Consider the following 20,654-nt stretch of genomic DNA (forward strand, 5'->3'; position numbering starts at 1 on the left):
TAGACTAGATCGATAAAGGCTTGGTAAATTCCTTCGCGGATGTAACTTCCATCATTCCAAGCAAGACGTAGGGTAGCCAAGAATTATCCCTCCTGACCCTCCGGAGAGTCATCGTCTTCAAAGAGATGCGACGCGTCAGTAACAGGCGACGCTGGATGCATTGCTGCTCTGGCTCTCGCATCTGCTAACGTTGCAGCGAGGCCCTCTCTCGGATTTCTCCGTATTTTCTTTGTCCCGGCATCAGCCATCGTTACTCCCGGCAATTCGACCGGAGTTGCCTCATAATCTGGAGTTCGGGGGGGCAAAACTTCCTTCACGCCATTCCATAGCTTTCCGTCAGATAGAGTCCTATGTTCAATGACAACCCGGCATTCCCGACCGATTAATATATCGGTATCCAGTTCGTCCGGTATATCTTCATAGAAGACTCTCAGCAATCGAGACATATTGCTGTCAGGATGTGTTGATACATTGTATCTCTCGCTAACCGTTTGCGTTTTTCCGTTATAACTAACTGTAAATGTTACCTTCATCATCTTTTTGGGGCCGAACTTGGTTTCTACATCATTTAGGGTGGTAACGCCGCTTATTTGGGCGGCATGTTTACCTTGAGGTAGTGGTTCTCTTAGTCTAATAATTGCCATCGGAAACATTCCTTTCTTTGAGAAATAGTGTAGGGCTGAGTGTGGAACAAGTGTGAATGCAAGTAGGCGCCGCCCCTTGTGCCGCATGAAAAAGTGGGAAAGTGCAGAGCGAGGTGAAAAATTTTTTCTGCAATTTTTTTCAGGAAGAAATTACGTTTTTCGAAATTCCCAGTTTACTCCACACTTTTTCACTTTTCCTTGTGGCATCAAGGTTTGTTGAACGAATGAGGTCCACTTTGTTCACACTTGCCTTTCACTTTATGAATTAAGTGCCGCCGGTTTTGCTTGTTTCTAGCAGCCGCCCTTCCATTTCAGCCCCTTAAATCGGTAATTTCCGTTATATTGCTTCTCTTCGTTTGGCAAGTCCAAGTTCTCAAGAACCGATTTAAACATCGGCCATAGCTTCTGACCGGGCAATTTCATCAGTTCTTCCGTACCGTTATTTGTGCACCATACTTGTAATGCTTTACGTATTTCGCTACGGAACAACCCTTCTTGGTCGGAGCCTGAATCAATCGATGCTCTCACAAAGGCAAGCAGCGGGTTTTGTTCTTGCTTATATCGACTGAGCAGTCTCTCCGCCATTTCAGAAGTCGTAAAATTGAAATCATTCTCCATCAGTCGATTTAAGCCTTTCAGGGCCCAGTTCAGGATACCCGGAAGCTCTCCCTTTAACTGGTCGATTAGCGTCTTATCTTGCTCCTCATCCCTAAACTGACGGTCAAAAGGAATGAGCAGCAATCTCCGGTACAATCCGTGGGAATGGTCGGTGGTCCGCGGAAGCGAATTCACAGCAAAGAGAAACTTACAAGTCGGCGTAAAGCTGCACGGCTCTTGATACTTTCGCTCTACCACGACATCGTCACCGGCAACCAATTGCTTGAATCTTTCACTGTTGAGCCCGCGATGCCCGACTTCATTTTCCGCTGCAATATTTACTGCTTTCCCTACCAGATTGGCAAGCCGAAACCGATCGCCAAAGTCGGAAAGGGTCAGATTAGAGACATTCTGTTCGCCTACCAGCAGCGTAATCAGCCGAGTCAAAATACCTTTACCATTGGACCCGCCTCCGACCAAAAAGAACGCCTTTTGAATCCGGGTCTCCGGTGAGAGTATGTAGCCGACAATTTCTTGCAGGAGATTGGCTAGTTCCTCATCTCCCAGCGTAATCTCAGAGATGTACTGAAGGAATCGCGTCGGTTCTGCTTCGGGGGCATACTCTAGGTCCAATTGTACGGTAGAGTAATATTCCGGCGAATGCGGTAATAATTCACCCGTCAGTATATTTAGCATCCCGTTCTTCACATTGATTAGGTGCTTGAAAGGGTTCATACGCTCTACTTGCGGCGTTTCTAGCCGGAGCACCCGGATATACTCATTGCTAAAGCTGCTATGGTACAGATTATCCTGAGCTTCATGAATGATATCGCGAGTAATCCTCAGGAGATCATCATTGCAGATCTCCTGATATTTCCCCAAACGACGATGATAAATGTAGTAGATTCCTTTACAAAATATAAGGCGTATCCTATACAGGACATAAGCAACGAAGATGTTGGCATTGAGGCGAAGCCTGCCATGCTCATCGTAATAAAAACCGCGCTTTTCTAACCGCTGGCTAAGACTACTGCCTCCCAAAACATCTTCATTGACGGGAATACTGTAGATATCAAGCAAAGTACTGGCGTTTTGGTTCATATCTCTGTTTTTCACCCCCTTTAAATGGCGGGGCATTACCCAACCTTTTTTACTACAAGTAGCGTCGAACTATAAACTAATATTGAAGCTACTTGTAGCTAGATTTTCAGGAATTATTGATTGTTATTTAGCGTGCATCAACAACGGTAATCTCTTTAGGAGAGCATTTTTGAGATAACTTGTAAAAATCAAGCATCTCTTTTGAACTAATCTGAACATTTACGCCGAACGTATTGATGAATTGCTCCTCGCGTTCAGTCAATACGCCGGGACTATCTGCAAATGCTCCCGTATTGAATTGCCCTTTCGCGAAGTCAAACGTTCCAATATACTTCACAAAGTTATCAATTAGTGTCCAGTACGGTTCAACATCTTTAAAAATCAAAGGGAACGTAGGGTACCAGTCAGCACTTACATGCAGTTCAGAATCATTAAAAATAAAGACTCGGTCAGGAGGGCAGCTGGTTTTGCTCAAAGCTTGGATTAAGTCCTGTATTGCCTTTTCTTTATCTGGGTGTTGAGACAACTTCATACCTTGATAGTTGTCAAATTCGGCGTTAAGTCTGTAAATCGGCGATTTCCCATCGCACAAATACTGGATATCGTGGAAATCTGGTAAACTCAGCTTCAATTGCTCCCGCGGTTTCAGGACATTCAAGACATTCAACATTGTAAACATGGTTAAGCACGCTCCTATAGATTTAGTATGATTTGTTCGGAATACACGGCTCTGTCGCTGCTGACGCTACTTGAGGTTCAACAGATGCATTCATTGACTGAGAAAATGACCTTATAATCGGTCAGGCCGATCGAAGCCATCCTCTTGTCAATTTCCGGACCAAATTTTTCACAGGCGACTGAGATAACATCCCCTATGTCGTAAACAAACGGTCCTTCACCGCCGTAGGTAGTAAACCGCAGTTCACCGTTGGCCTCTTGATATTCAATGACATCAAAGGTACTAAGAATGGATTGACGGATGGATTCCTTTTTCTCACCGGAATCTCCGGCAACATTGATGGTAAGTTCAAAATCAGGAACGATCACTTCATTATTTGCGCCTAAATCGACAAACTCGCCCCAGCAGTTGATTGAGATAAAGTATCTTTCGTTTGCCATCATCTTCTCAATCTCGCGGGCTGCTCCTTCTGTACCCTTCTCGCGGATGAGGACGTACAATGGCTTGTAAATTTCCAAGTCCTCATGCCCACAAGATTTACCGTTTTTGTCGGCAAGAGATATTTCAAATCTATCGACGTCGATATAGTTGCCTTCTACTTTGTTGACCATCTCAGCAACAAGGCAGACCCTTTCATTTTGGTCGAGCTTCGAACGCTCCATTTTAGCGAGATATTCGATTGCCTGCTTCATGGAGACGATAGGCTGGGGAGCAAGAAAGTCTCGCTCTCGAACCTCATCGAAACAGCCCTTACGGAAGCAGTATCCAATCGCTTGGACATTGCCTGCTACGATTTGTTTCTTGAAGAAATCCTCCTCGTAACGGCTTTGGTGGTAAGTTCGGTTGCGGATGGCGATTTCAAGCTTTAGCATTGAATGGTTCCTCCTCTGATTATTCAATTATCAAGGATCAGTTTTGCGTTCATAATGCGGATATCACTGAAAAGTGTTTCCAACGGTGCGGTGTTTTCTATTCTGGTGGCGGGGCTTTCATTATGTTTTTCCTCCCTTTGTTTTGTAGCCCGTTAAGGACTGGTAGAGTGTTTTCTTTTTACATCCTGAATTGTGCCATGAGATTAACGCTGAGGCATTTGGTTAAATGAGATTCAAAAAAACCTAACGAAGACGCAAAAAAATCCCTTGACAATGTCAATGGATGTAGTAGTTATTTCTATTTATCTTCTTATTTGTCTTTTGGGGTAATATACTGCTTAAATATGGCGTTCAGAACGCCATTCAATCTAAATAATGTATCAACGCGCTCCTCATAGGGCTTATCATTGTCATTGGTAAGTGTTACAAGCCCCTCGATGCCTTCTTTCAAAATCTCCACAGTTTTCCTTCTCTGTAATCGAAGCTCATGTCGACTAAAAAACTCTATTGTCCCATACCAAGATTTGAACAATTCCTCGTTTTCAATATTTTTGCACTTTTCAAGCATTCGCTCACGAAACTCGAAAGCAGCTTTATCGTCTTCCTCAATACTCTTTCCTGCCAATTTTCCTTTAATAAGCCTGGAAAGATAGTTGCCTTCTACCAATTCAACTACTAAATCTTTAATAAACCTCTCTTCTTCTGTATAAAAAAGGTACTCCCTACCATTTTCCGTTAGCAGTTTCAGATTCACATTACCAAAACGCATCAAATCCATAAATTTATCATATAGCGTCTCTTTACTCAAAAATAATTGATTGCTTAGCTCCTCCAAAATTTCGAAAAGATACTTCCTAGTTTCTAATAGGCTCAGAGTATTAATGATTCCTGTCCAATTTTCGCTTAATTCTGGATTGGTTATTGCCTCAGCTAGCTTGAGCATCCTGTCTCTAAAGGAGACTGCAACTATGTCCTTTTCATCTAGTGTCTTTCTAAAAGTCCCTTTTTCCAGTCTCCTTAAAAAGGGCCCTTCAAATTCGATTATGATTTCCTTCACTATTGCTTCTTCAGACTTATCAAAATATATTTCCTCCTTTTTCCTCGGATTAATATTCAGATCTGACACGGAATTTAAGAGATGAACAAACTGCTTATACACTTCATCTTTCGTAATGCGTATCTTTTGATGGCCCCTCAAATCCTTTACAAAGTCAGAAAGGGATCTACACTCATTAATTTCGTGGTCACACCAATGATCCAATCTATTCACCCCGAATTGTGTTTTAACTACATTATAGCTTAGCTCGACGCAAAAAAAGAAACGTCCAATATTAATTGGACGCCTCGATTCTATTATGAGTTTTCGGAGCCATTGGCTCACTTACGATGATATTATTCAATCCGCGATGGTTCTTTGCCAAAGCATAGACGATGCCATGAATTAAATCAAATTTTCATATGGGGGAGAGCAATATTTCAAGCCCCCGTTTTCTTGATAAGCTTAAGCTTAACCTTGGGCTGTAGTTCGCCTTGTTCGTTGATTACTTGTACATCTGTATCGATATCATAATTTTTGAGAAGCGCAACGACGAGAACGACAGTCAGCGCAACGATCGCTACAATTATAACCGTTTCTGTAATACCTGCCGCCCCTAACCCTCTTGCTGTCATAGCTGGGGCCTTCTCCAGCACGGCCAGCTTATGCCTAACCTTATATGCCATACCGACATGTTTAGCCAGTTCGCCGCTGACGATGATGGAGCCGTACCGCTTTTCTACGGCATCTTGCAACTCCGATTTCGTGCTTACCTCGACCTGTCGGTCGACGAATGTACGCTCTTCTCTGAGTCGCTTGTTATCCCGCTTCTCTGCGCGTTTTAGTGATGCCTCAGCTTTTTTCATATCTACTTTGTTGCGAAGCATATCGAAAAAAAGTATGCCCATAGCCCTGTTCCTCCAATCTACTGCTGCTTATTGAAACCCCATGTCCGCTATTGCGAACATGAGGACGTTCTTTTTATTTATTTCCGCTTCGCCGCGGTATTCAACATGTTCCCGATCTTTATATTTCCGATCTTGTATGCAAAGTTTGCGATCGTCATCCCATTTGAAGGCGGGTTAAGGTTTGCTCCCGCATCTAGGAGAATCTGTACGATCTGTACAGAAGCATCATCGTCACGGTCAGCGCTGCCTACCGTATAGAAAAGAGGTGTATTGCCTAAATCATCGGTCTGATTGACGTCTGCTCCTTTGGCAATCAGGTCTTTGATGGCATTGATGTTCTTATCGAAGATGGCGCTATTTAGGCCCGTCTTTACGTCGTAGACCTTTTCCTTCAGCTTCTGCTCCTCTTCGGCCTTCCGCTGTGCCTCCTTTTTGCTTGCCTCGTCCAAATATTTGTCTAGCGCGGCAAAGAGGTTCCCCGCCGCGAATACGGTTGTCTGCGCATCGAACTGGTTGCCCAGCTTATTGACGAGCCTTGCTGTTGACGCACCTACCGGAACGCCCCTCATTTCGATGGTGTCCCCTTTTCCATAGTTAGTTGAGCCCACATAGAATACCTGAAAATACAGACCACCGCTCTCATTTTCCCCGAAAGCGATCGTCACGACTTGTCCGTTGTCTAGGTTAACTTCCTTGACGTCGAACAGACGAATCCGATTGAGCTCGGTGATGGTCGAGCTGTATTTCACCGGATTTTTGGAAAGCTCGCTGCTGCCGATTTTCTGTGCCTTGTTTTCTAGCGAAAACTTGCCTCTGCTCTCCGAGAAGAAGGCATCTGCGTTGCTTGCAAGTACGTTGTATGTAGCATCGCTCATTTTCAAGCCGGTATCGGTGTTAGCGGCAATTACTTCTTTCAAAACATCGGCGTAGCCCTTATATGTTCCGCTATCTGCTTTCGAGAGCTGGTCCTTATCAGTTGAGATCAGAACGGAGCGCGTATCGCCGTCCCATTCGATTTTCTCGCCCAGGGCTTCGCCGACGAAACGCAGTGGCACCATCGTACTTCCGTTAATGATTTCCGGAGCTACGTCCAAATCAGCTTTGGTTTGCCCGATCCAAGCTCCTTTCCAGCCAATCTGCAAGCGGATTGTTTTTCCGTCCTTCGTAGCGTCTATGATTTTCTTATCTCCGTCCCATTTGACAATTGCGCCTAATGCCTCGAAAATGGCCCTCATCGGCACAAGCGTGGAGCCGTCCTTGATGATCGGCGGCTGCTCGAACGCTTGTTGCTTTCCTTTCAGGTATACGTTGATCGAATCGTCTGCAAATGCGTTTCCAACTTGTCCGAATAGCAACGCTGTGGTTACAATTGGAGCAATAATACGTTTCTTCATTTTCATTTTGGAACCTCCGATTTGTCGTTGTTGTGATTTAGGAAAAAGTACGATAAAACATTATCTTTCATTACTAAAAATTGTTCCGATACAACCCAAACACACTATGAAGTGGAAATTCGACAATTTTATTATCTTTTGATGTTATAATTTCGTCAACTAACACTTATAGTGGGTTAAGTCTAAATGGAGCCTCAGGTAAGCTTGTCTTGAGGTGGTTGGAATGGCGGAAGTGGTTAAACGGTTGGGGGAGCGCATCCGCAAAATGCGGAAGGCGAAGGGACTATCCCAGGATCAATTGGCGGAGCTCTCCGGTTTACATACAAATTACGTCGGTCAGGTTGAGCGCGGCGAAAAGAATCTGACCATTGAAACCTTGCAGAAAATCGTTGAAGGACTGGACACTTCACTGGAAGAGTTGTTTCGTTACTTGGGGCCGATGGAACGGAAGGATGCTCTCGGGCAAATTGTCGAGATGCTTGCCGAGCGGCCAACGAGTGATCAGGTGATGGCATTGAACGTGCTAAAGACCGTCTTGGATTGGGAGCAGAAAAAGAATAGACGTTAACTTAGGAAGGCTTGCGGTCCATGAAACGGGCTGCGAGCCTTTTTTCGGTTCTGAGAATGAGCAGTTCGCGTTCAAGCTTTACCTGAACTTCGTGCATGACGCTTATGATCTCACGGACAGTTTGGAGATGGACAGGACCATCTTTCTTATATAGCGCCTGGAGTACCGCGTCGATCGTTTCAACGCAAATCTCGATGCGGTTGACTAGAATATCTTCTTTTTCCACTAGGGACTCGTAATCATTATGTGGGTTAGGCATTGGGGATCACCTCCTTTCAATTGTAGGGAGTCATCAATTATGGTTTGAAATACGATTTAGAACCAACCGTCCGCATCGCCGGTTGGTAATTGCTTCTCATTGTTAGCTGTTCCAGATGATAGCGTATTAGCTGCTTTTTGTGCCTGTGGGGAGACGAAAAATGGCGGCGCTAACTCCGACACCCAATCGAAGGCAAATTCATTCGGGCTACCTTCCCTGAGCGGAGGCCCGTCGGCCCATTCGTCCTCCCGCGCAAACTCGATTCCAGCCGCGGTAATGGTTACATATAAATCGGTACCATCGAAGTAAGGATTTACTTCATAACCATCCTGAAAAGTTATTGCTACTCTGAGCTTGAATGTAACTTCTTGGTATAAAGTACTCTGCTCTTCCTGTGCCGCGGCAACTGCCAAAATGTGAATTGTACCGTCTGTATCAAAAGATGATTTTAGAAATTCCAAAATTCTTTGCTGCTTTTCCTTTTCCATAGTAAGCCTCCACTTTAAATTGACTTTTGATATAGTTGAAATGCAAAACACCCCTACTCGAATTAAGAATAGGGGTATCGCTGTATCTTTAGATTCCTAGAGAGTACCTAGGGATATTTAGTAAAAAGGCCGGTGGATGATAGGAACGGAAACGTTAAAGTTTTAAGCAACTAGAAAATCAGGACTACTCATATCATATGCCTTACAATATGTTTACGTGCCCAATCGATTATTTACTATATACTATATATAACGCTTATCCATGGAACGAAAAACCCTATACCCGCTCATTTGCAGATATAGGGTTGCATCAATTTCATATTTCTTTTTTCCGAGCAGCAAAATCAATAAACTCAAGTATATCATCAATAGTCTTATCAAAATCTTTTTTAACTTGGTGTTCCCATATTCTTAAGACATTCCATCCTTTGTTTTTGTAATATTCAGTAATTTCAATATCCCGTTGTTTATTTCTGTTTAGTTTCTTTTCCCAGTACTCAATATTACTTTTTGGATACCTCCCATGTAAATCACAAAAGTGCCAAAAACAGGAGTCTATAAAAATTACCACCCTGTATTTCTTAATCGAAATATCAGGTTTTCCGAATAACTTTTTGGAGTTCTTTCTAAATCGTAACCCCCGCCTCCATAACTCTTTAGAAACGAGCCCCTCCAATACTGATATTGACCTTATTGATTTCATGTTTTTGCTTCGAACTTCTTTTGATACCTTATCCGCCATGGAAAATCCCTGCCTATAGGCCTTTTCTTTATATTACCCACTTATATCAAATATAAAATGGGGCAAGCAATCGCAATCGCCCGCCCCATTTTATTTTTAAGACACTGTAATTTTCTCTTCTTTTTCCAAGCGGATAATTTCGTAATAATTATCTAGCACGATCTTAATTTCGATCGCTAACAGCTCAGCGAGTTTGAATGCTACTCCATTGCTAACCATCTTAAACATCTTGTCAAGGGGTGTGTTTTCTTTGAATGTATACCAATCAGGAACAGATTGCAGTCGTAAAGCTTCTCTTACTGAAAGCCGACGAGGTTGCGTTGGATGCAAATGAACTTCGTTATTTCCATAGGCTACCGTCGGACTATACCTAAACCTATGTAACCTTTTGAACGACTTTCTTTTTACATCTCCTTCAGTAACCGTTTGGAAGCGGTTTGAGTATGGCCTAAAGAATACATGATTAGGCAATTTAGATATTTCAGCTTGGTTTCCAATAACAGAGTGAACGGTTAGTTCATACGGAATATTTAATTGCTCGATATACTCTTGTTCTTCAATGATTTCTCCGGCATTACTTGTCGATGGCCACTTAAAATCTTTTTTTGGATTAGTATAGACCGGATGCGGCCACTTAAAAGCATCTGAACCACAGCTCACTAACTTTCGAATGATTTCCTTTTTAAAGCCCACAATGAATACTCTCGATCTATCTTGTGGAATACCGTAATCAAGTGTATTCAATACTTTAAAGTACACTTCATAACCTAATTCATTAAATTGATGAATGAGAGGTTCCAAAGCTTCTTCACGATGTTTTTTCGTTTTATATAGGGACGCCACATTTTCGAATAAGAAGAAGTCTGGCTCTAAATGAGCAATCTTATCCAGGAAGTCCCAAACTAGTTTGCCACGTTCTCCGCTAACACCCGGGCTTTTAGCATTTCCGACAGAGTAATCCTGACAAGGTGGACCACCGATGATACCTACAGCCTTAGGAATGTTTTGTGGGCTTACTGTTGTAATATCAATCGCTTGTACTGGACTAATATCAGTACCGTATCTTAATTGGTGATTATAATTATTAGCCTCAGCAAAATGCGGGATTAATTCCGAACCCCAGATTACTTTGAAGCCGTTTTCTGAGAAACCGAAATCAAGGAAACCTGCCCCTGAGAATAGTGAAACGAGAGAATATGACATCGTTCTGAACCGTCCTTTCTACCAGTAAGTTTGATTATGAAGGAAATAGAGTAATCAAGCAATGTATTTTCCTACCACTTTCGACAAAATAAGAGTATAATTAAGAATATACGTTCCCATCAAATTAGTCCGTAGTTTGCTTTTTGAAAGCATTCTAATTGGTGTTAAACGGCTTCAAAGAAAGGAAATAGACTGGAGCTGTGGAATATTATCATATAGTAAAGATTAGGGGGAGCTTAGTATGTTGTTATGCGGAGATGATACTATATCGAATTCAAACAAACCTAACTTTGAAATCCCCATCCTTTCTTTTTTCACAGGGGCGGGGTTCCTCGATATTGGTTTTATGCAGGCAGGTTTTAAAACTGTTTGGTGCAATGAATATGATAAAAACTTTATCAAGGGTTTTGAACATGGACTCACCTCCTTAACTGGTAAAGAACATAGGGTTTCAAACACTTCTTCAATAGTTGAATTAGGGCCAAATCAGATTGCGCGAGAGGCGTTTAATAATACACAAATTCCAGAAGTATTCGGAATGATAGGCGGACCGCCATGTCCGGACTTTTCTGTAGGCGGGAAAAATCGTGGCCGTGATGGGGACCATGGCAAGCTTTCGCAGGTATATGTCAATAGAATCATTGAACTTCAACCGACGTTTTTTCTCTTCGAAAATGTTCCTGGATTGCTCCGAACCGCAAAACACAGGGAATTCTTTAAGTATCTCAGAGACCAGCTTTCTTCCGATTATCTAATAGAATATCGTGTCTTGAATGCTTTGGATTTCGGCGTACCACAAGATCGGGAACGTGTAATAATGGTAGGTATTAAGAAAAAGTGGTTACAAAAGAAACTTGGTGTTAGGAAAATTCCGGCTCACTATCGGTGGTTTCAGTGGCCTGAGGACGAGCGTTATATGGATGCTAAGACGAAATTCATATGGCCAGGAGTGACACCTTACGGAATTGAACCTGAGAAGCCGAAAATGATTCCCGACGAACTTATGGTAGGTTCGATCCTTTGCAATATTGAAGAAATGGCCAAACTACCAAATGGCCTTGAAGGATTTGTGCCAATAAGTGACAAGTTTTATATTATTCCAGAAGGTGATGTGTCTAGAAAAAGTTTTAAGCGGCTTCATCGTTGGCGATATAGTCCTACGGCTGCTTATGGAAACAATGAAGTGCATTTGCACCCTACACAACCAAGACGTTTGACAGTCAGGGAAGCTTTGCGAATTCAAAGTGTCCCTGACTATTACGTTTTGCCTGATGATATGCCTCTGACCCACAAATTCAAAACAATTGGAAACGGCGTTGCTGTAAAATTGGCAAACGCTGTTGCAACTTCTATTAGAAAAATGATTGAGGAGGAGCCCCAATGAGAGCAAGTAACTTTTTCGATTTCACCCCAGATCCAAAAGTGCTCATAGCGTTAACACATACACCGATGATGCCGCTTGATGCTCTGTGTGAACTTGTAGACAATGCAATTGATTCATTTACAATGGCGAAATTGATCGGTCTCAAAATCGATAACCCACTCATATCCATTGAACTTCCTAAACTGGCGGAGTTGAATAAAAATATGGGAAGAATTCGGATTCGCGATAACGGACCGGGCCTTACAGCAGACATGGCTGAAAAAGCAATTAAGGCTGGATTTTCAGGAAATAATCCGTATGATAGTCTCGGCTTATTCGGAATGGGATTTAATATCTCGACAGGCAAATTGGGCCGGGTTACGCGTCTCCTGACGGCAAGAAAGGATGAACCTTCAGCTATAGATGTTGTTATTAACCTTGATCACATTAATCAAACAAAAAGCTATCAGTTGCCATTTAAATTAATTGATAAGCCTAAGGAACTACAAAACGGAACAGTAATTGAGATTGACCAATGGTGGCCTGAGGGTAATGCTAATAGCCACTTTGTAAAAAGGTTAGTACAATACGGTACAACAACTGTTCGATTAGAGCTAGGCCGCCGCTATGCAAGTATTCTCAGAAGACGTGAGATACGTATGCTTATAAATGGAGAGCCTTGCGAACCTTTTGAACATTGTGTATGGGATTCATCGCGGTACGTAGACCGAAAAGGACGGGGTCAGATCCCAGCCCGGTTTGACTTTGACCAAGCCATTGGCACACAGCGTCGTTGCGGAAGTTGTACGGCACTCATTCAAACAGATAATATGGAATGTCCGTCCTGCGGGTCTTCCAACATTAGAAGCATTGAGGAACGAATTAAAGGTTGGGTAGGCATTCAACGTTTTGACAGCAATACAGATTTCGGTATTGATTTGATTAGAAATGGCCGTGCAATCCGAATTGCGGAAAAGACTGCTTTTTTTGAATTCGTTGATGAGTTTAAAAAGACTTTCAAGGATTATCCAATCGATGGACCAGCTGGCCGGATTGTTGGTGAAGTCCACTTGAACCATGTCCCTGTTGATTTCTTGAAGCAGGACTTTCAACGCAGTAGCCCTGAGTGGCAGCGTGCAATGTCTTTCTTACGTGGAGACAGCTCACTGCAACCTACCCAACCAAACGCAGATAAAAATGAAAGTTACATTTTTAAATTGTATCAGGGCTATCGGCGTGTTCGTACTCCGGGTAAAACGGATATGTACATGGGTTACTTTGATAAGGAATCGAATAAGCCTGAACGTATCTCTCGGGGCATTGAGAAAGAGTTTTATGATAAGTTCTTGCAAAAGCTTCCCGGTTACTATGATGATGCGGAATGGTGGAAAAAGGTTGAGGAAGCCGATAATCCGCCCCTTGAAGAACTTATTGACTGTCCCGGGTGTTCAGCCCAAAATCCGAAAGAATATGATATGTGTCTAGTTTGTGGATATGTTCTTATTGGAAAGCCGTGTCTTAATCCTGATTGTAGCAAAGAAATTCCTAAATCAGCTCAGTCTTGTCCACATTGTGGAAGCTCACAAGCCCCAAAAGTAGAAGAGCCTTGGACTTGTCAAGTTTGCGGTGGCCGAAACAGAGCGACTGATCCTCATTGTACATCATGCGGCGAAGTTAAAGGCAAGGAGAACCCTGTATCATATGAATATCTGATTGCCAACTCTAATAAGTCAGACGAGTTGTCTATTCCAGGCTGTTCGATCCAATTGGCAGACGGCACCTTTAGTTCTCCTATTAATGTTGGTGTATATGCAACTTCACAAGCGATCATACCTCCTGGCAAGAAGGATGGAACCCCGCTTATAACCTTCAAAGATCAGGAGATAACGATTTTTATTGATCGCACACACAAAGTATTTAAGTCTTTTCGTGTACGTGCTGAGCAATTAATCGCGGCTGAAGTAGCGTTATATATTTACGATGTTAACCGCCGCCTATCAGTTAAACAGTATCAGGGAGAGCATACTCTAACAAATATTGAGTGGCAAATCCTGAACACAAGGTGGGCAGACAAGTTAGAGGATAATCCTGATAAGATACGTGAGGAAATCGTCTCCTTCTTTGTTCAAATTAAGGAGCGTTTGCTAATATTATTAGGGAGTATGTTCGTTGACATATATAATGAGCTTACAGAAGAACAGATTAAGCATCTTGTAAATAACATGCTCAGCAATGGAGTCGATATTAGCTTGCTTGGGCAGATGAAAGAAAATGGCCAGTTCATTTTATATTTGGATGAATCCGCGATCACAGATATTTTCAAAAAGTATACTGATGCATTTTTCGATGGCGGTGTTTGGACTGTATCCTACTCTCAATCCAACGAACTTAGTGGAGATGTGCTAGCCCAAGCTCAGATGAGAATTCGGAGTCTTTACACAAACTGCATGAATGATCTTGTTGACTTCATCCGTTTTCGTATTCCAGAGCCAGGAATTGCTCAAAAGACGCGTTTATCGCTGGATTACTTACAACAAAAGGTTGCGAAATAAATGTTCATATCTGCAGAAAACCTTAGATTCGGCTCTTGGCAAGCATTTGAAAGAATTGTCAGTCGGCTTTTAGCTCATGAAGGTTATGAAAGTATCAGGCTTGTTGGACAATCCGGTGATCGCGGAGCAGATGTTTTAGCCCATCGGGCGGGCAAACGGTGGCTATTCCAAATGAAACATTGGCGTAACAAAGTTGGGATGGAGGTCGTCGACCAAACCCTAGAAGCACTGCGAATATACAGAGCCCAAGTACCTGTAATTGTCGCACTAAATGGTTTTGAGTCTAAAGTGAAAGAACAGCAACAGATACTGATGAGTAGAGGCATCCCTTTACAGCTCTGGGATGTTAACACTCTTGTGACAAGGGCAGAAAAATTGCCTTCGATAAGTGTTCCGGATAGAGAACCGCGTCCATATCAGGAAGACGCGATTAAAGAGATTATCAAGAACTTCAATAATGATATCAATAAGGCATTAGTTGTAATGGCAACAGGTCTAGGAAAAACATTCGTCGCCTGTGAGGCGGTCCGAAGGATCAATGCCCTTTCACCTAAACGAATCTTGGTTATTGCACATACAAATGAGCTTGTTTACCAAATTGAAAAAGCTTTCTGGCCTTTTCTAAATAAATATCAGGAAACTGTCGTTTGGAATGGATATGAACAGCCCGGTATCGAGCGGATCAGCAAGGCGAACGCTGTATTTGCATGTTTGAATACTGTTGCTGACTATATCGACCGCAGAAATGAACTTCCCTATTTCGACTTGATAATTATTGATGAATGTCATCATGTTGGTGGACAAATGTACAATTCTATTATTAAGGAAACGATGGCAGGACAAGTGAACGGACCATTCCTTTTGGGACTTACCGCCACACCTTGGAGACCGGATGAAGTTGACATAACTGACTATTTCGGAGAGCCCGTGGTTCGTGTTGATATCGTTACCGGTTTGAAAAAAGGTTTTCTTTCGAATGTTGATTATAGAATGTATACTGACAACATTAATTGGGAAGCACTTTCCAAGCTAGATGGAAAGAATTTCTCCCCTCGTCAAATTAACCGCTCACTTTTCATCTCTGAATGGGATGATGCAGTCGTTTACGAACTTAAAAGAGCCTGGACGGAACAAAAGAAACCAAGAGCTATCGTGTTTTGTGGTACAATTGACCATGCAGTAACAATGCGTGATAGAATCAATGCTCTAGGTTTTTGTAACGCTTCAGCTATCTATTCGCAAACAACAACAGGCCGGACAATGAACCCTGCGGAACGTAATCGGGTACTATGCGATTTCCAAGATGGTTCAATTGACGTGCTTTGTGCAGTTGATATCTTGAACGAAGGTGTGGACGTCCCTGATGTCAACATAATAGTTTTTCAGCGAGTGACACATAGCAGACGAATCTTTATTCAACAGCTAGGCAGGGGCCTGCGTTTGTCAAAAGACAAGGAAAAAGTAATTGTGCTTGACTTTGTATCAGATATCAGAAGATTTGCAGCAGGGATTGACTTGAAGGACGGACTTTCAGAAGAAGGCCCATCTCCAGGGAAACCTGTGAGAATAAGCTTGCCACATAAAGTTACCTTTAGAAAGGTTGGAGGAGAGGATCTCCAAACAGAAACCTTTCTAAGACAATGGCTTGAAGATGTCGCCGCTGTTGAAGGTGCAGGAGAAGACACAAGTATATTAAAATTCCCGCCAGAGTTGCCAGGAGGTAGAATATGACTTTTGAAGAACTTCTGATTGAAATTGAGAAGCTTGTTGGATTGAACCTAGATAGTATAGCCAAAGCAGAAGGTGTTCGAATAAAGAATATAGATCGTATTAATAAAAGAATCGAGATAGTGACATCCACGGGTAAAGAAAAATCACGTACTTTTGATGAATTAAAATTAGTTTGGGATCAGCTTTGCAAAGATCCTGCCGTGCATGTTGACAGTGTACTTGGGGGTTCAAACTCTAGCCGGAGCCAACCTGAAACAATTTTAGCGAACTTACCAAATATTGAGTGGCTTAAATATAAGAACAAAAAACACATAACTTTAGTTAGAGAAGCCACTCATGGATATGGTACATTAAAAAGATTAGACGAGATCGATGCAGAACAAATAAGAGAAAAACTAAGAAACTCAGATGCGATACAATCTGAAGTCGTAATTATATCTGACGATCTCAAAGCAGTGTCAGATATTTTCGAAAGTATTTCTGGTTTGAAACTTGAACCTATCGAAGCAGGGGTTTATCGAAAAATTAAAGATGGTATAGGTTATCTCGTTGCTTCTCGCGGACAAGTCACAGGTCAAATTGAGTCCGGTACATATCCAGTTGTTAAAGGCATTAGCAGACCGCAGAATGGCCGTCATATTATAATTAATGACCGGGAGTTCTTTTTCGTACAGAGCGGGGGATTAAGTTTTTTAGTTTCGTTAGAAAGCTAATGGGGACTAAAACGGTTTTATAAAAACTTATTTCCTATTCTTATATTCTCTAAAATGAAGGTACCGTCATTTGTGTCATGTAACGCTAGGGACGGTACTTTCATTTTTTTCTACATCTATATTCATTTTTTGTCTTGCAAGTTCTCTTTCCACTCAATCATATTGTGCAGAATTTCTCTGAATTCTTTATTAAAAGGATATTTTTCAGATATGACATCGGAGTGGGTAAGTTCGATTTTTTCCCACTCCTCACTTAACTTAGACCAAGATGTTATAGCATCATTTAACGCTTGTTTAAAGTCTTCCATGTTAGCTCCCCCAAGGATAAAATTTTATTAATTCAACATGAGTCTATTCCCTTTACCTATGAATCCTTTTTATGTAATATGTAACATTCAGCCTCATAACCAGACATTTTATAAGATCGATCACTCTAAACTCATTATAGGGCAAGCGGATGAATCGCGGAATAGCTTAAGAATTACTAACCTGGGATAAGTACCTCAGTTTGTTCTGAAAGCATTATATAGTTCGATCAACTCGTTTTCTTCATCGGCGACAAAAAGTAAACTAGCCGCCGAGAAATATCAACGGCGGCTTTCGTCCAATAAAGTAAAATTAAAAAATATCTTCTATTAATGACGTCCAACTGGTAAAGGTCTCGATAGCTTCTGGAACTGCCTTAAGCAGTGGACCTACTACACTGATAAGACCTTTAATTTTTGAAGTATCTTTTTTATCTGCTTTCTTAGCTTCGGTTGCGGCATCATTTATCATTCCAGAAACAACAGTTGCTGTTTCTGGGTTCAGATGTGCTTTCACCAATGATAATAAGTCAGCTGTAGCTTTATCTAGTGCAGTGTTAGTTCTTACTGATTCTGTATAGTTTACAGTTGTTTGATTGCTATCAGAAGCAATGTTTATACTAGCCCCTTTAACATCACCGAAATGTGTCTCTATCTTCTTTTCATCCAAATAAAACACCCTCTGATCTATATAGACTATATTTCCTTCTCTAACAATATCCCCAGCTTGAATCGCTTGCTCCGCAGAAAAATATGAAGCTAATTGAAAACTAGCTGTTGGACTTTTTTTTTAGCAACTTCAATTTGGGGTAATTCCTTAAACCAAAACGCTATATTACTTTCCAATAGTGAGGGTTGAAATTCCTCGCCACAAACATGACAAGTAGCATATACTGGTATCTCCTCGCCAAATTTGATTGATGATGTAGGGTGATTATTGGGACATATAAATTCAATTCGCGATGTAAGTATAGTACCAACTTTTTGCAGTAAATATTTATTAACTTCTTGTACTTCATTACTAAGCCCTGCCCAATATGCAACGCTATAAGCATTAAATCTCATTTCTCTTCTTAATCTTGCTTCATGCAATGCCTGATCAATAGCAAAATATTGATTATAGTCCAAATAATCACCCCCCTAATATTATGTAGTTGTTCCTAGCCCTCAGTTCCAGTAGCTCTATCAATTCGTTCAATGTATCGAACTTGATAGAATGCTTCCATAACGCTTGTTATCATCTGTTCATTTACTTTACTGAGAAACTGAAATCCGCCATTCATTTGAACTTTAAAGCTAATATTGCTTACAAAGCCTTTGCTATCAGTATACTTGACATTCATGGTTTGGGAAAGATATTGCAGACCATTATATTCATCCTGATACTTCTGTTCTTTTCTTAGGTCTATCCCTTCGGCTGCTGAAACTGACTTCCGGCCGTATATCCCCGTACCTAAGTGATCTGCCTCGACCAAACCCGCATCTAAAAGTTCTGCGATACGCTCCGCTTCCTGTTCACTTAACTTTGTTAGTGGTTCCCAAGTTAATTGTCCAGGAGTTGCCTTAACAACATCTTCAATTATTGATAGATATTGATTACACATCCTATATCCTGATCGAACTTCCACAAACACTGGATCTGTTTCCGACAGCCTTACTATTACAGTCTCATAATGAGGTCGAATAACTGTTCTAATCCCCCAACCATCAGGCACCTGATTTGGTATTCCGTTTACAAGTTGTATAAGGAACCCATCTTCTCGATCAATTACAAGATTAGGAATCGTCCGAACTTCTAAAGGCGGTTGCATCTGACGTCCGATGGGTATTTGATCACCTTTTAACAGTCCCGGCGAAACTAATTCAATGTATTCACTTAATAGCCTTACAAAGTGTTCTTTATTTTTTGCTTCTTTAGGAAAGTTTTTTGCTTCGAAAATGTTGAGCGATGTCTTACCAGCAAATCCATAAATCTCTTCAAGCTCAAACAAAAAATCTTTATAGTTTTCTCTGAGCAATTGAAAAAGATCGTCCATATTTAACTTTGAAACTTCTTTTTCATGCTCTGTACCTTTTAATCGAGATATAACATAAGATTTATCAACCAATCTTCTGAAATCGAGTACATTCAAAGTATTAACATCCCTTTCCATGTTCGGGCAATTCTATACGTTAATAATACCCTAAAATATGGATTTGGACAAAGTTTTTTCAAGTGCCATCGCTTAACTTATCAATAGCTCTCCTTTATCACCTATATGATAACCAGTTTATAAAAATAACTTCACTATTTATGTATGATGAATACTTATGAAAGAAGTGTGCACTCAATAGCCCTTTATTTGTCATATAACAAGCTAACTAAGTCTTATCTATTCTATCTTCCACCCTACCCGCTCCAGCCTCTTTCCGCGCCTCTACGCTCTTCCTCACGAAAAAATTAGCCGTCATTTATGATACGGTTCCCCCCGGTTAATCTTCACCGCCCGGTACACCTGCTCCGTCAGCACCAGCCTCATGAGCTGATGGGGCAGCGTCATCCGGCCGAAGCTCATGCGCTGCTGGGAGCGCCGCAGCACTTCGTCGGACAGCCCGTGGCTGCCGCCGATGACGAACACGACATGGCTTGTCCCGTAGGTACCCAGCCTGTCCAGTTCGCGGGCAAGGTCCTCGGAGCTCCAGAGCGCTCCGTCAATGGCCAGAGCGATCACATGCGCGTCGGGCTTGATTTGGGCCAGGATGCGCTCGCCTTCCTTGGCCTTCACGATCGCAACCTCCGCGTCGCTGAACGTGTCGGGAGCCTTTTCGTCCGCAACCTCGATGACCTGGAACTTCAAATAAGGCGCCAGACGCTTCGCATACTCCGCGATGCCCTGCACCAGGTATTTCTCCTTCAACTTGCCGACGCCAACGATCTGTACGAGCATAATTCCTCCTATATCCTCGCTCGAATGACCAAGCGTGTTTGTCCTCATCGGGATCTTTCTTCTGCCGCTATCATACCGCAAAGCGGCTCCGAACCCTAGTCGCGACATCCTGTAAAAACAAAATGATACCCGTTTCTATCCTACTGTAATATCCGTTCCCCTCCCCTTTTCTTCATGCCCGCTCGCCCAGTTCAAAATGCATGGAGCTGACTGCTTGCGCCGAAGGCAGCGAGGCGGTCCTGCGGATCAAGGACAACGGAGAAGGGATGGATGAGGAACAGCTCGCCAATCTCGGGGTCCCTTACTTCTCGACCAAGTCGAAAGGAACGGGGCTCGGAACAATGGTCACGATACGGATCATCGAAATCATGAACGGCAGCATCGACTTCAGGAGCCAAGTTGGAAAGGGAACCGAAGTGACGATTCGCTTCCCCCTTGCTCCAGAGCTTGCCTCGGCGTTGAGGCGCTGAAGGCCGCTTCGGAATTGCCGGGCTCAGCAGGCGCTTCTTCCATCCGCGCCCGCTGCATCCCCCGTTTCGGCGGCAGCAGGAGCTCAAGCTCTCACGACGAAG

At 42.4% G+C, this 20,654-nt stretch carries 22 protein-coding genes; 6 read left to right on the top strand and 16 right to left on the bottom strand.

From position 1 onward, the window contains the following. Positions 1–83: 83 nt before the first annotated feature. The 7 genes from ACLBWT_RS11985 to ACLBWT_RS12015 form a co-directional block, all read right to left on the bottom strand. Positions 84–644 carry a hypothetical protein gene (locus ACLBWT_RS11985; RefSeq protein ID WP_447663350.1) on the bottom strand — a complete coding sequence of 187 codons (561 nt, stop codon included), beginning with the start codon at positions 642–644 and terminating at the stop codon, positions 84–86. Between the two features lie 291 nt (positions 645–935). Next, positions 936–2,342 carry a DNA primase family protein gene (locus ACLBWT_RS11990; protein ID WP_447663351.1) on the bottom strand — a complete coding sequence of 469 codons (1,407 nt, stop codon included), beginning with the start codon at positions 2,340–2,342 and terminating at the stop codon, positions 936–938. Between the two features lie 127 nt (positions 2,343–2,469). Continuing rightward, on the bottom strand, positions 2,470–3,021 hold the full coding sequence (locus ACLBWT_RS11995) for a hypothetical protein (protein ID WP_447663352.1): 552 nt from the start codon (positions 3,019–3,021) through the stop codon (positions 2,470–2,472). Positions 3,022–3,098: 77 nt separating this feature from the next. Further along, entirely contained in the window at positions 3,099–3,893 is a 795-nt protein-coding gene (locus tag ACLBWT_RS12000) for a hypothetical protein (protein ID WP_447663353.1), read from the bottom strand. Between the two features lie 310 nt (positions 3,894–4,203). Continuing rightward, positions 4,204–5,154, bottom strand: coding sequence for a hypothetical protein (locus ACLBWT_RS12005; protein ID WP_447663354.1), 951 nt, complete (start codon positions 5,152–5,154; stop codon positions 4,204–4,206). Positions 5,155–5,369: 215 nt separating this feature from the next. Continuing rightward, complete coding sequence (locus ACLBWT_RS12010; protein ID WP_447663355.1) at positions 5,370–5,837, bottom strand: hypothetical protein; 468 nt, start codon at positions 5,835–5,837, stop codon at positions 5,370–5,372. A gap of 77 nt (positions 5,838–5,914) precedes the next feature. Next, entirely contained in the window at positions 5,915–7,237 is a 1,323-nt protein-coding gene (locus ACLBWT_RS12015) for a stalk domain-containing protein (protein ID WP_447663356.1), read from the bottom strand. 217 nt (positions 7,238–7,454) lie between these two features. Here ACLBWT_RS12015 and ACLBWT_RS12020 point away from each other — a divergent pair, with 217 nt between their 5' ends. Beyond that, on the top strand, positions 7,455–7,799 hold the full coding sequence (locus tag ACLBWT_RS12020) for a helix-turn-helix domain-containing protein (RefSeq protein WP_447663357.1): 345 nt from the start codon (positions 7,455–7,457) through the stop codon (positions 7,797–7,799). Between the two features lies 1 nt (position 7,800). Here the strand turns inward: ACLBWT_RS12020 and ACLBWT_RS12025 are convergent, their stop codons facing one another. From ACLBWT_RS12025 to ACLBWT_RS12040, 4 genes are all read right to left on the bottom strand, one after another. After that, positions 7,801–8,058 carry a hypothetical protein gene (locus tag ACLBWT_RS12025; RefSeq protein WP_447663358.1) on the bottom strand — a complete coding sequence of 86 codons (258 nt, stop codon included), beginning with the start codon at positions 8,056–8,058 and terminating at the stop codon, positions 7,801–7,803. A 56-nt stretch (positions 8,059–8,114) separates the two neighbouring features. Continuing rightward, positions 8,115–8,546, bottom strand: a complete 432-nt coding sequence (locus ACLBWT_RS12030) for a hypothetical protein (RefSeq protein WP_447663359.1) — start codon at positions 8,544–8,546, stop codon at positions 8,115–8,117. A gap of 316 nt (positions 8,547–8,862) precedes the next feature. Further along, complete coding sequence (locus tag ACLBWT_RS12035; RefSeq protein WP_447663360.1) at positions 8,863–9,288, bottom strand: very short patch repair endonuclease; 426 nt, start codon at positions 9,286–9,288, stop codon at positions 8,863–8,865. Between the two features lie 96 nt (positions 9,289–9,384). After that, positions 9,385–10,491 (bottom strand): DNA cytosine methyltransferase, encoded by a 1,107-nt coding sequence (locus ACLBWT_RS12040; RefSeq protein ID WP_447663361.1) that lies wholly within the window; start codon positions 10,489–10,491, stop codon positions 9,385–9,387. Positions 10,492–10,732: 241 nt separating this feature from the next. Here ACLBWT_RS12040 and ACLBWT_RS12045 point away from each other — a divergent pair, with 241 nt between their 5' ends. The 4 genes from ACLBWT_RS12045 to ACLBWT_RS12060 are packed head-to-tail and all read left to right on the top strand — an operon-like array spanning position 10,733 to position 16,850. Then, positions 10,733–11,875 carry a DNA cytosine methyltransferase gene (locus ACLBWT_RS12045; protein WP_447663362.1) on the top strand — a complete coding sequence of 381 codons (1,143 nt, stop codon included), beginning with the start codon at positions 10,733–10,735 and terminating at the stop codon, positions 11,873–11,875. Next, positions 11,872–14,406 carry an ATP-binding protein gene (locus ACLBWT_RS12050; RefSeq protein ID WP_447663363.1) on the top strand — a complete coding sequence of 845 codons (2,535 nt, stop codon included), beginning with the start codon at positions 11,872–11,874 and terminating at the stop codon, positions 14,404–14,406. Before ACLBWT_RS12045 ends, ACLBWT_RS12050 begins: the two co-directional genes overlap by 4 nt. Then, a complete protein-coding gene (locus tag ACLBWT_RS12055; RefSeq protein ID WP_447663364.1) occupies positions 14,407–16,137 on the top strand; it encodes a DEAD/DEAH box helicase family protein in 1,731 nt (576 codons plus the stop codon). Next, positions 16,134–16,850: a hypothetical protein gene (locus ACLBWT_RS12060; protein ID WP_447663365.1), complete on the top strand. Its 717-nt coding sequence runs from the start codon at positions 16,134–16,136 to the stop codon at positions 16,848–16,850. Before ACLBWT_RS12055 ends, ACLBWT_RS12060 begins: the two co-directional genes overlap by 4 nt. Positions 16,851–16,972: 122 nt before the next feature. On the opposite strand, the gene ACLBWT_RS12065 is transcribed toward ACLBWT_RS12060, so the two are convergent. The 5 genes from ACLBWT_RS12065 to rlmH form a co-directional block, all read right to left on the bottom strand. Beyond that, on the bottom strand, positions 16,973–17,158 hold the full coding sequence (locus tag ACLBWT_RS12065) for a hypothetical protein (RefSeq protein ID WP_447663366.1): 186 nt from the start codon (positions 17,156–17,158) through the stop codon (positions 16,973–16,975). A gap of 310 nt (positions 17,159–17,468) precedes the next feature. Further along, positions 17,469–17,825 carry a hypothetical protein gene (locus ACLBWT_RS12070; RefSeq protein ID WP_447663367.1) on the bottom strand — a complete coding sequence of 119 codons (357 nt, stop codon included), beginning with the start codon at positions 17,823–17,825 and terminating at the stop codon, positions 17,469–17,471. Between the two features lie 89 nt (positions 17,826–17,914). Further along, positions 17,915–18,283 (bottom strand): hypothetical protein, encoded by a 369-nt coding sequence (locus ACLBWT_RS12075; protein WP_447663368.1) that lies wholly within the window; start codon positions 18,281–18,283, stop codon positions 17,915–17,917. 32 nt (positions 18,284–18,315) lie between these two features. After that, positions 18,316–19,287 (bottom strand): hypothetical protein, encoded by a 972-nt coding sequence (locus tag ACLBWT_RS12080; protein WP_447663369.1) that lies wholly within the window; start codon positions 19,285–19,287, stop codon positions 18,316–18,318. A 315-nt stretch (positions 19,288–19,602) separates the two neighbouring features. After that, entirely contained in the window at positions 19,603–20,082 is a 480-nt protein-coding gene (gene rlmH / locus ACLBWT_RS12085; RefSeq protein WP_447663370.1) for a 23S rRNA (pseudouridine(1915)-N(3))-methyltransferase RlmH, read from the bottom strand. 200 nt (positions 20,083–20,282) lie between these two features. On the opposite strand from rlmH, the gene ACLBWT_RS12090 reads away from it, so the two are divergent. After that, on the top strand, positions 20,283–20,552 hold the full coding sequence (locus ACLBWT_RS12090) for an ATP-binding protein (protein ID WP_447663371.1): 270 nt from the start codon (positions 20,283–20,285) through the stop codon (positions 20,550–20,552). Positions 20,553–20,654: the final 102 nt, after the last annotated feature.

The organism is Paenibacillus sp. D51F (assembly GCF_053345695.1).

What these genes read in the sequence shown, in the direction of transcription:
- rlmH (WP_447663370.1), bottom strand. Translation starts at nt 20,082, where the DNA reads ATGCTCGTACAGATCGTTGGCGTCGGCAAGTTGAAGGAGAAATACCTG.
- ACLBWT_RS12045 (WP_447663362.1), top strand. Translation starts at nt 10,733, where the DNA reads ATGTTGTTATGCGGAGATGATACTATATCGAATTCAAACAAACCTAAC.
- ACLBWT_RS12065 (WP_447663366.1), bottom strand. Translation starts at nt 17,158, where the DNA reads ATGGAAGACTTTAAACAAGCGTTAAATGATGCTATAACATCTTGGTCT.
- ACLBWT_RS12040 (WP_447663361.1), bottom strand. Translation starts at nt 10,491, where the DNA reads ATGTCATATTCTCTCGTTTCACTATTCTCAGGGGCAGGTTTCCTTGAT.
- ACLBWT_RS12010 (WP_447663355.1), bottom strand. Translation starts at nt 5,837, where the DNA reads ATGGGCATACTTTTTTTCGATATGCTTCGCAACAAAGTAGATATGAAA.
- ACLBWT_RS12055 (WP_447663364.1), top strand. Translation starts at nt 14,407, where the DNA reads ATGTTCATATCTGCAGAAAACCTTAGATTCGGCTCTTGGCAAGCATTT.
- ACLBWT_RS12090 (WP_447663371.1), top strand. Translation starts at nt 20,283, where the DNA reads ATGGAGCTGACTGCTTGCGCCGAAGGCAGCGAGGCGGTCCTGCGGATC.
- ACLBWT_RS12050 (WP_447663363.1), top strand. Translation starts at nt 11,872, where the DNA reads ATGAGAGCAAGTAACTTTTTCGATTTCACCCCAGATCCAAAAGTGCTC.
- ACLBWT_RS12035 (WP_447663360.1), bottom strand. Translation starts at nt 9,288, where the DNA reads ATGGCGGATAAGGTATCAAAAGAAGTTCGAAGCAAAAACATGAAATCA.
- ACLBWT_RS12020 (WP_447663357.1), top strand. Translation starts at nt 7,455, where the DNA reads ATGGCGGAAGTGGTTAAACGGTTGGGGGAGCGCATCCGCAAAATGCGG.
- ACLBWT_RS11990 (WP_447663351.1), bottom strand. Translation starts at nt 2,342, where the DNA reads ATGAACCAAAACGCCAGTACTTTGCTTGATATCTACAGTATTCCCGTC.
- ACLBWT_RS11995 (WP_447663352.1), bottom strand. Translation starts at nt 3,021, where the DNA reads ATGTTTACAATGTTGAATGTCTTGAATGTCCTGAAACCGCGGGAGCAA.
- ACLBWT_RS12025 (WP_447663358.1), bottom strand. Translation starts at nt 8,058, where the DNA reads ATGCCTAACCCACATAATGATTACGAGTCCCTAGTGGAAAAAGAAGAT.
- ACLBWT_RS12015 (WP_447663356.1), bottom strand. Translation starts at nt 7,237, where the DNA reads ATGAAAATGAAGAAACGTATTATTGCTCCAATTGTAACCACAGCGTTG.
- ACLBWT_RS12030 (WP_447663359.1), bottom strand. Translation starts at nt 8,546, where the DNA reads ATGGAAAAGGAAAAGCAGCAAAGAATTTTGGAATTTCTAAAATCATCT.
- ACLBWT_RS12000 (WP_447663353.1), bottom strand. Translation starts at nt 3,893, where the DNA reads ATGCTAAAGCTTGAAATCGCCATCCGCAACCGAACTTACCACCAAAGC.
- ACLBWT_RS12060 (WP_447663365.1), top strand. Translation starts at nt 16,134, where the DNA reads ATGACTTTTGAAGAACTTCTGATTGAAATTGAGAAGCTTGTTGGATTG.
- ACLBWT_RS11985 (WP_447663350.1), bottom strand. Translation starts at nt 644, where the DNA reads ATGGCAATTATTAGACTAAGAGAACCACTACCTCAAGGTAAACATGCC.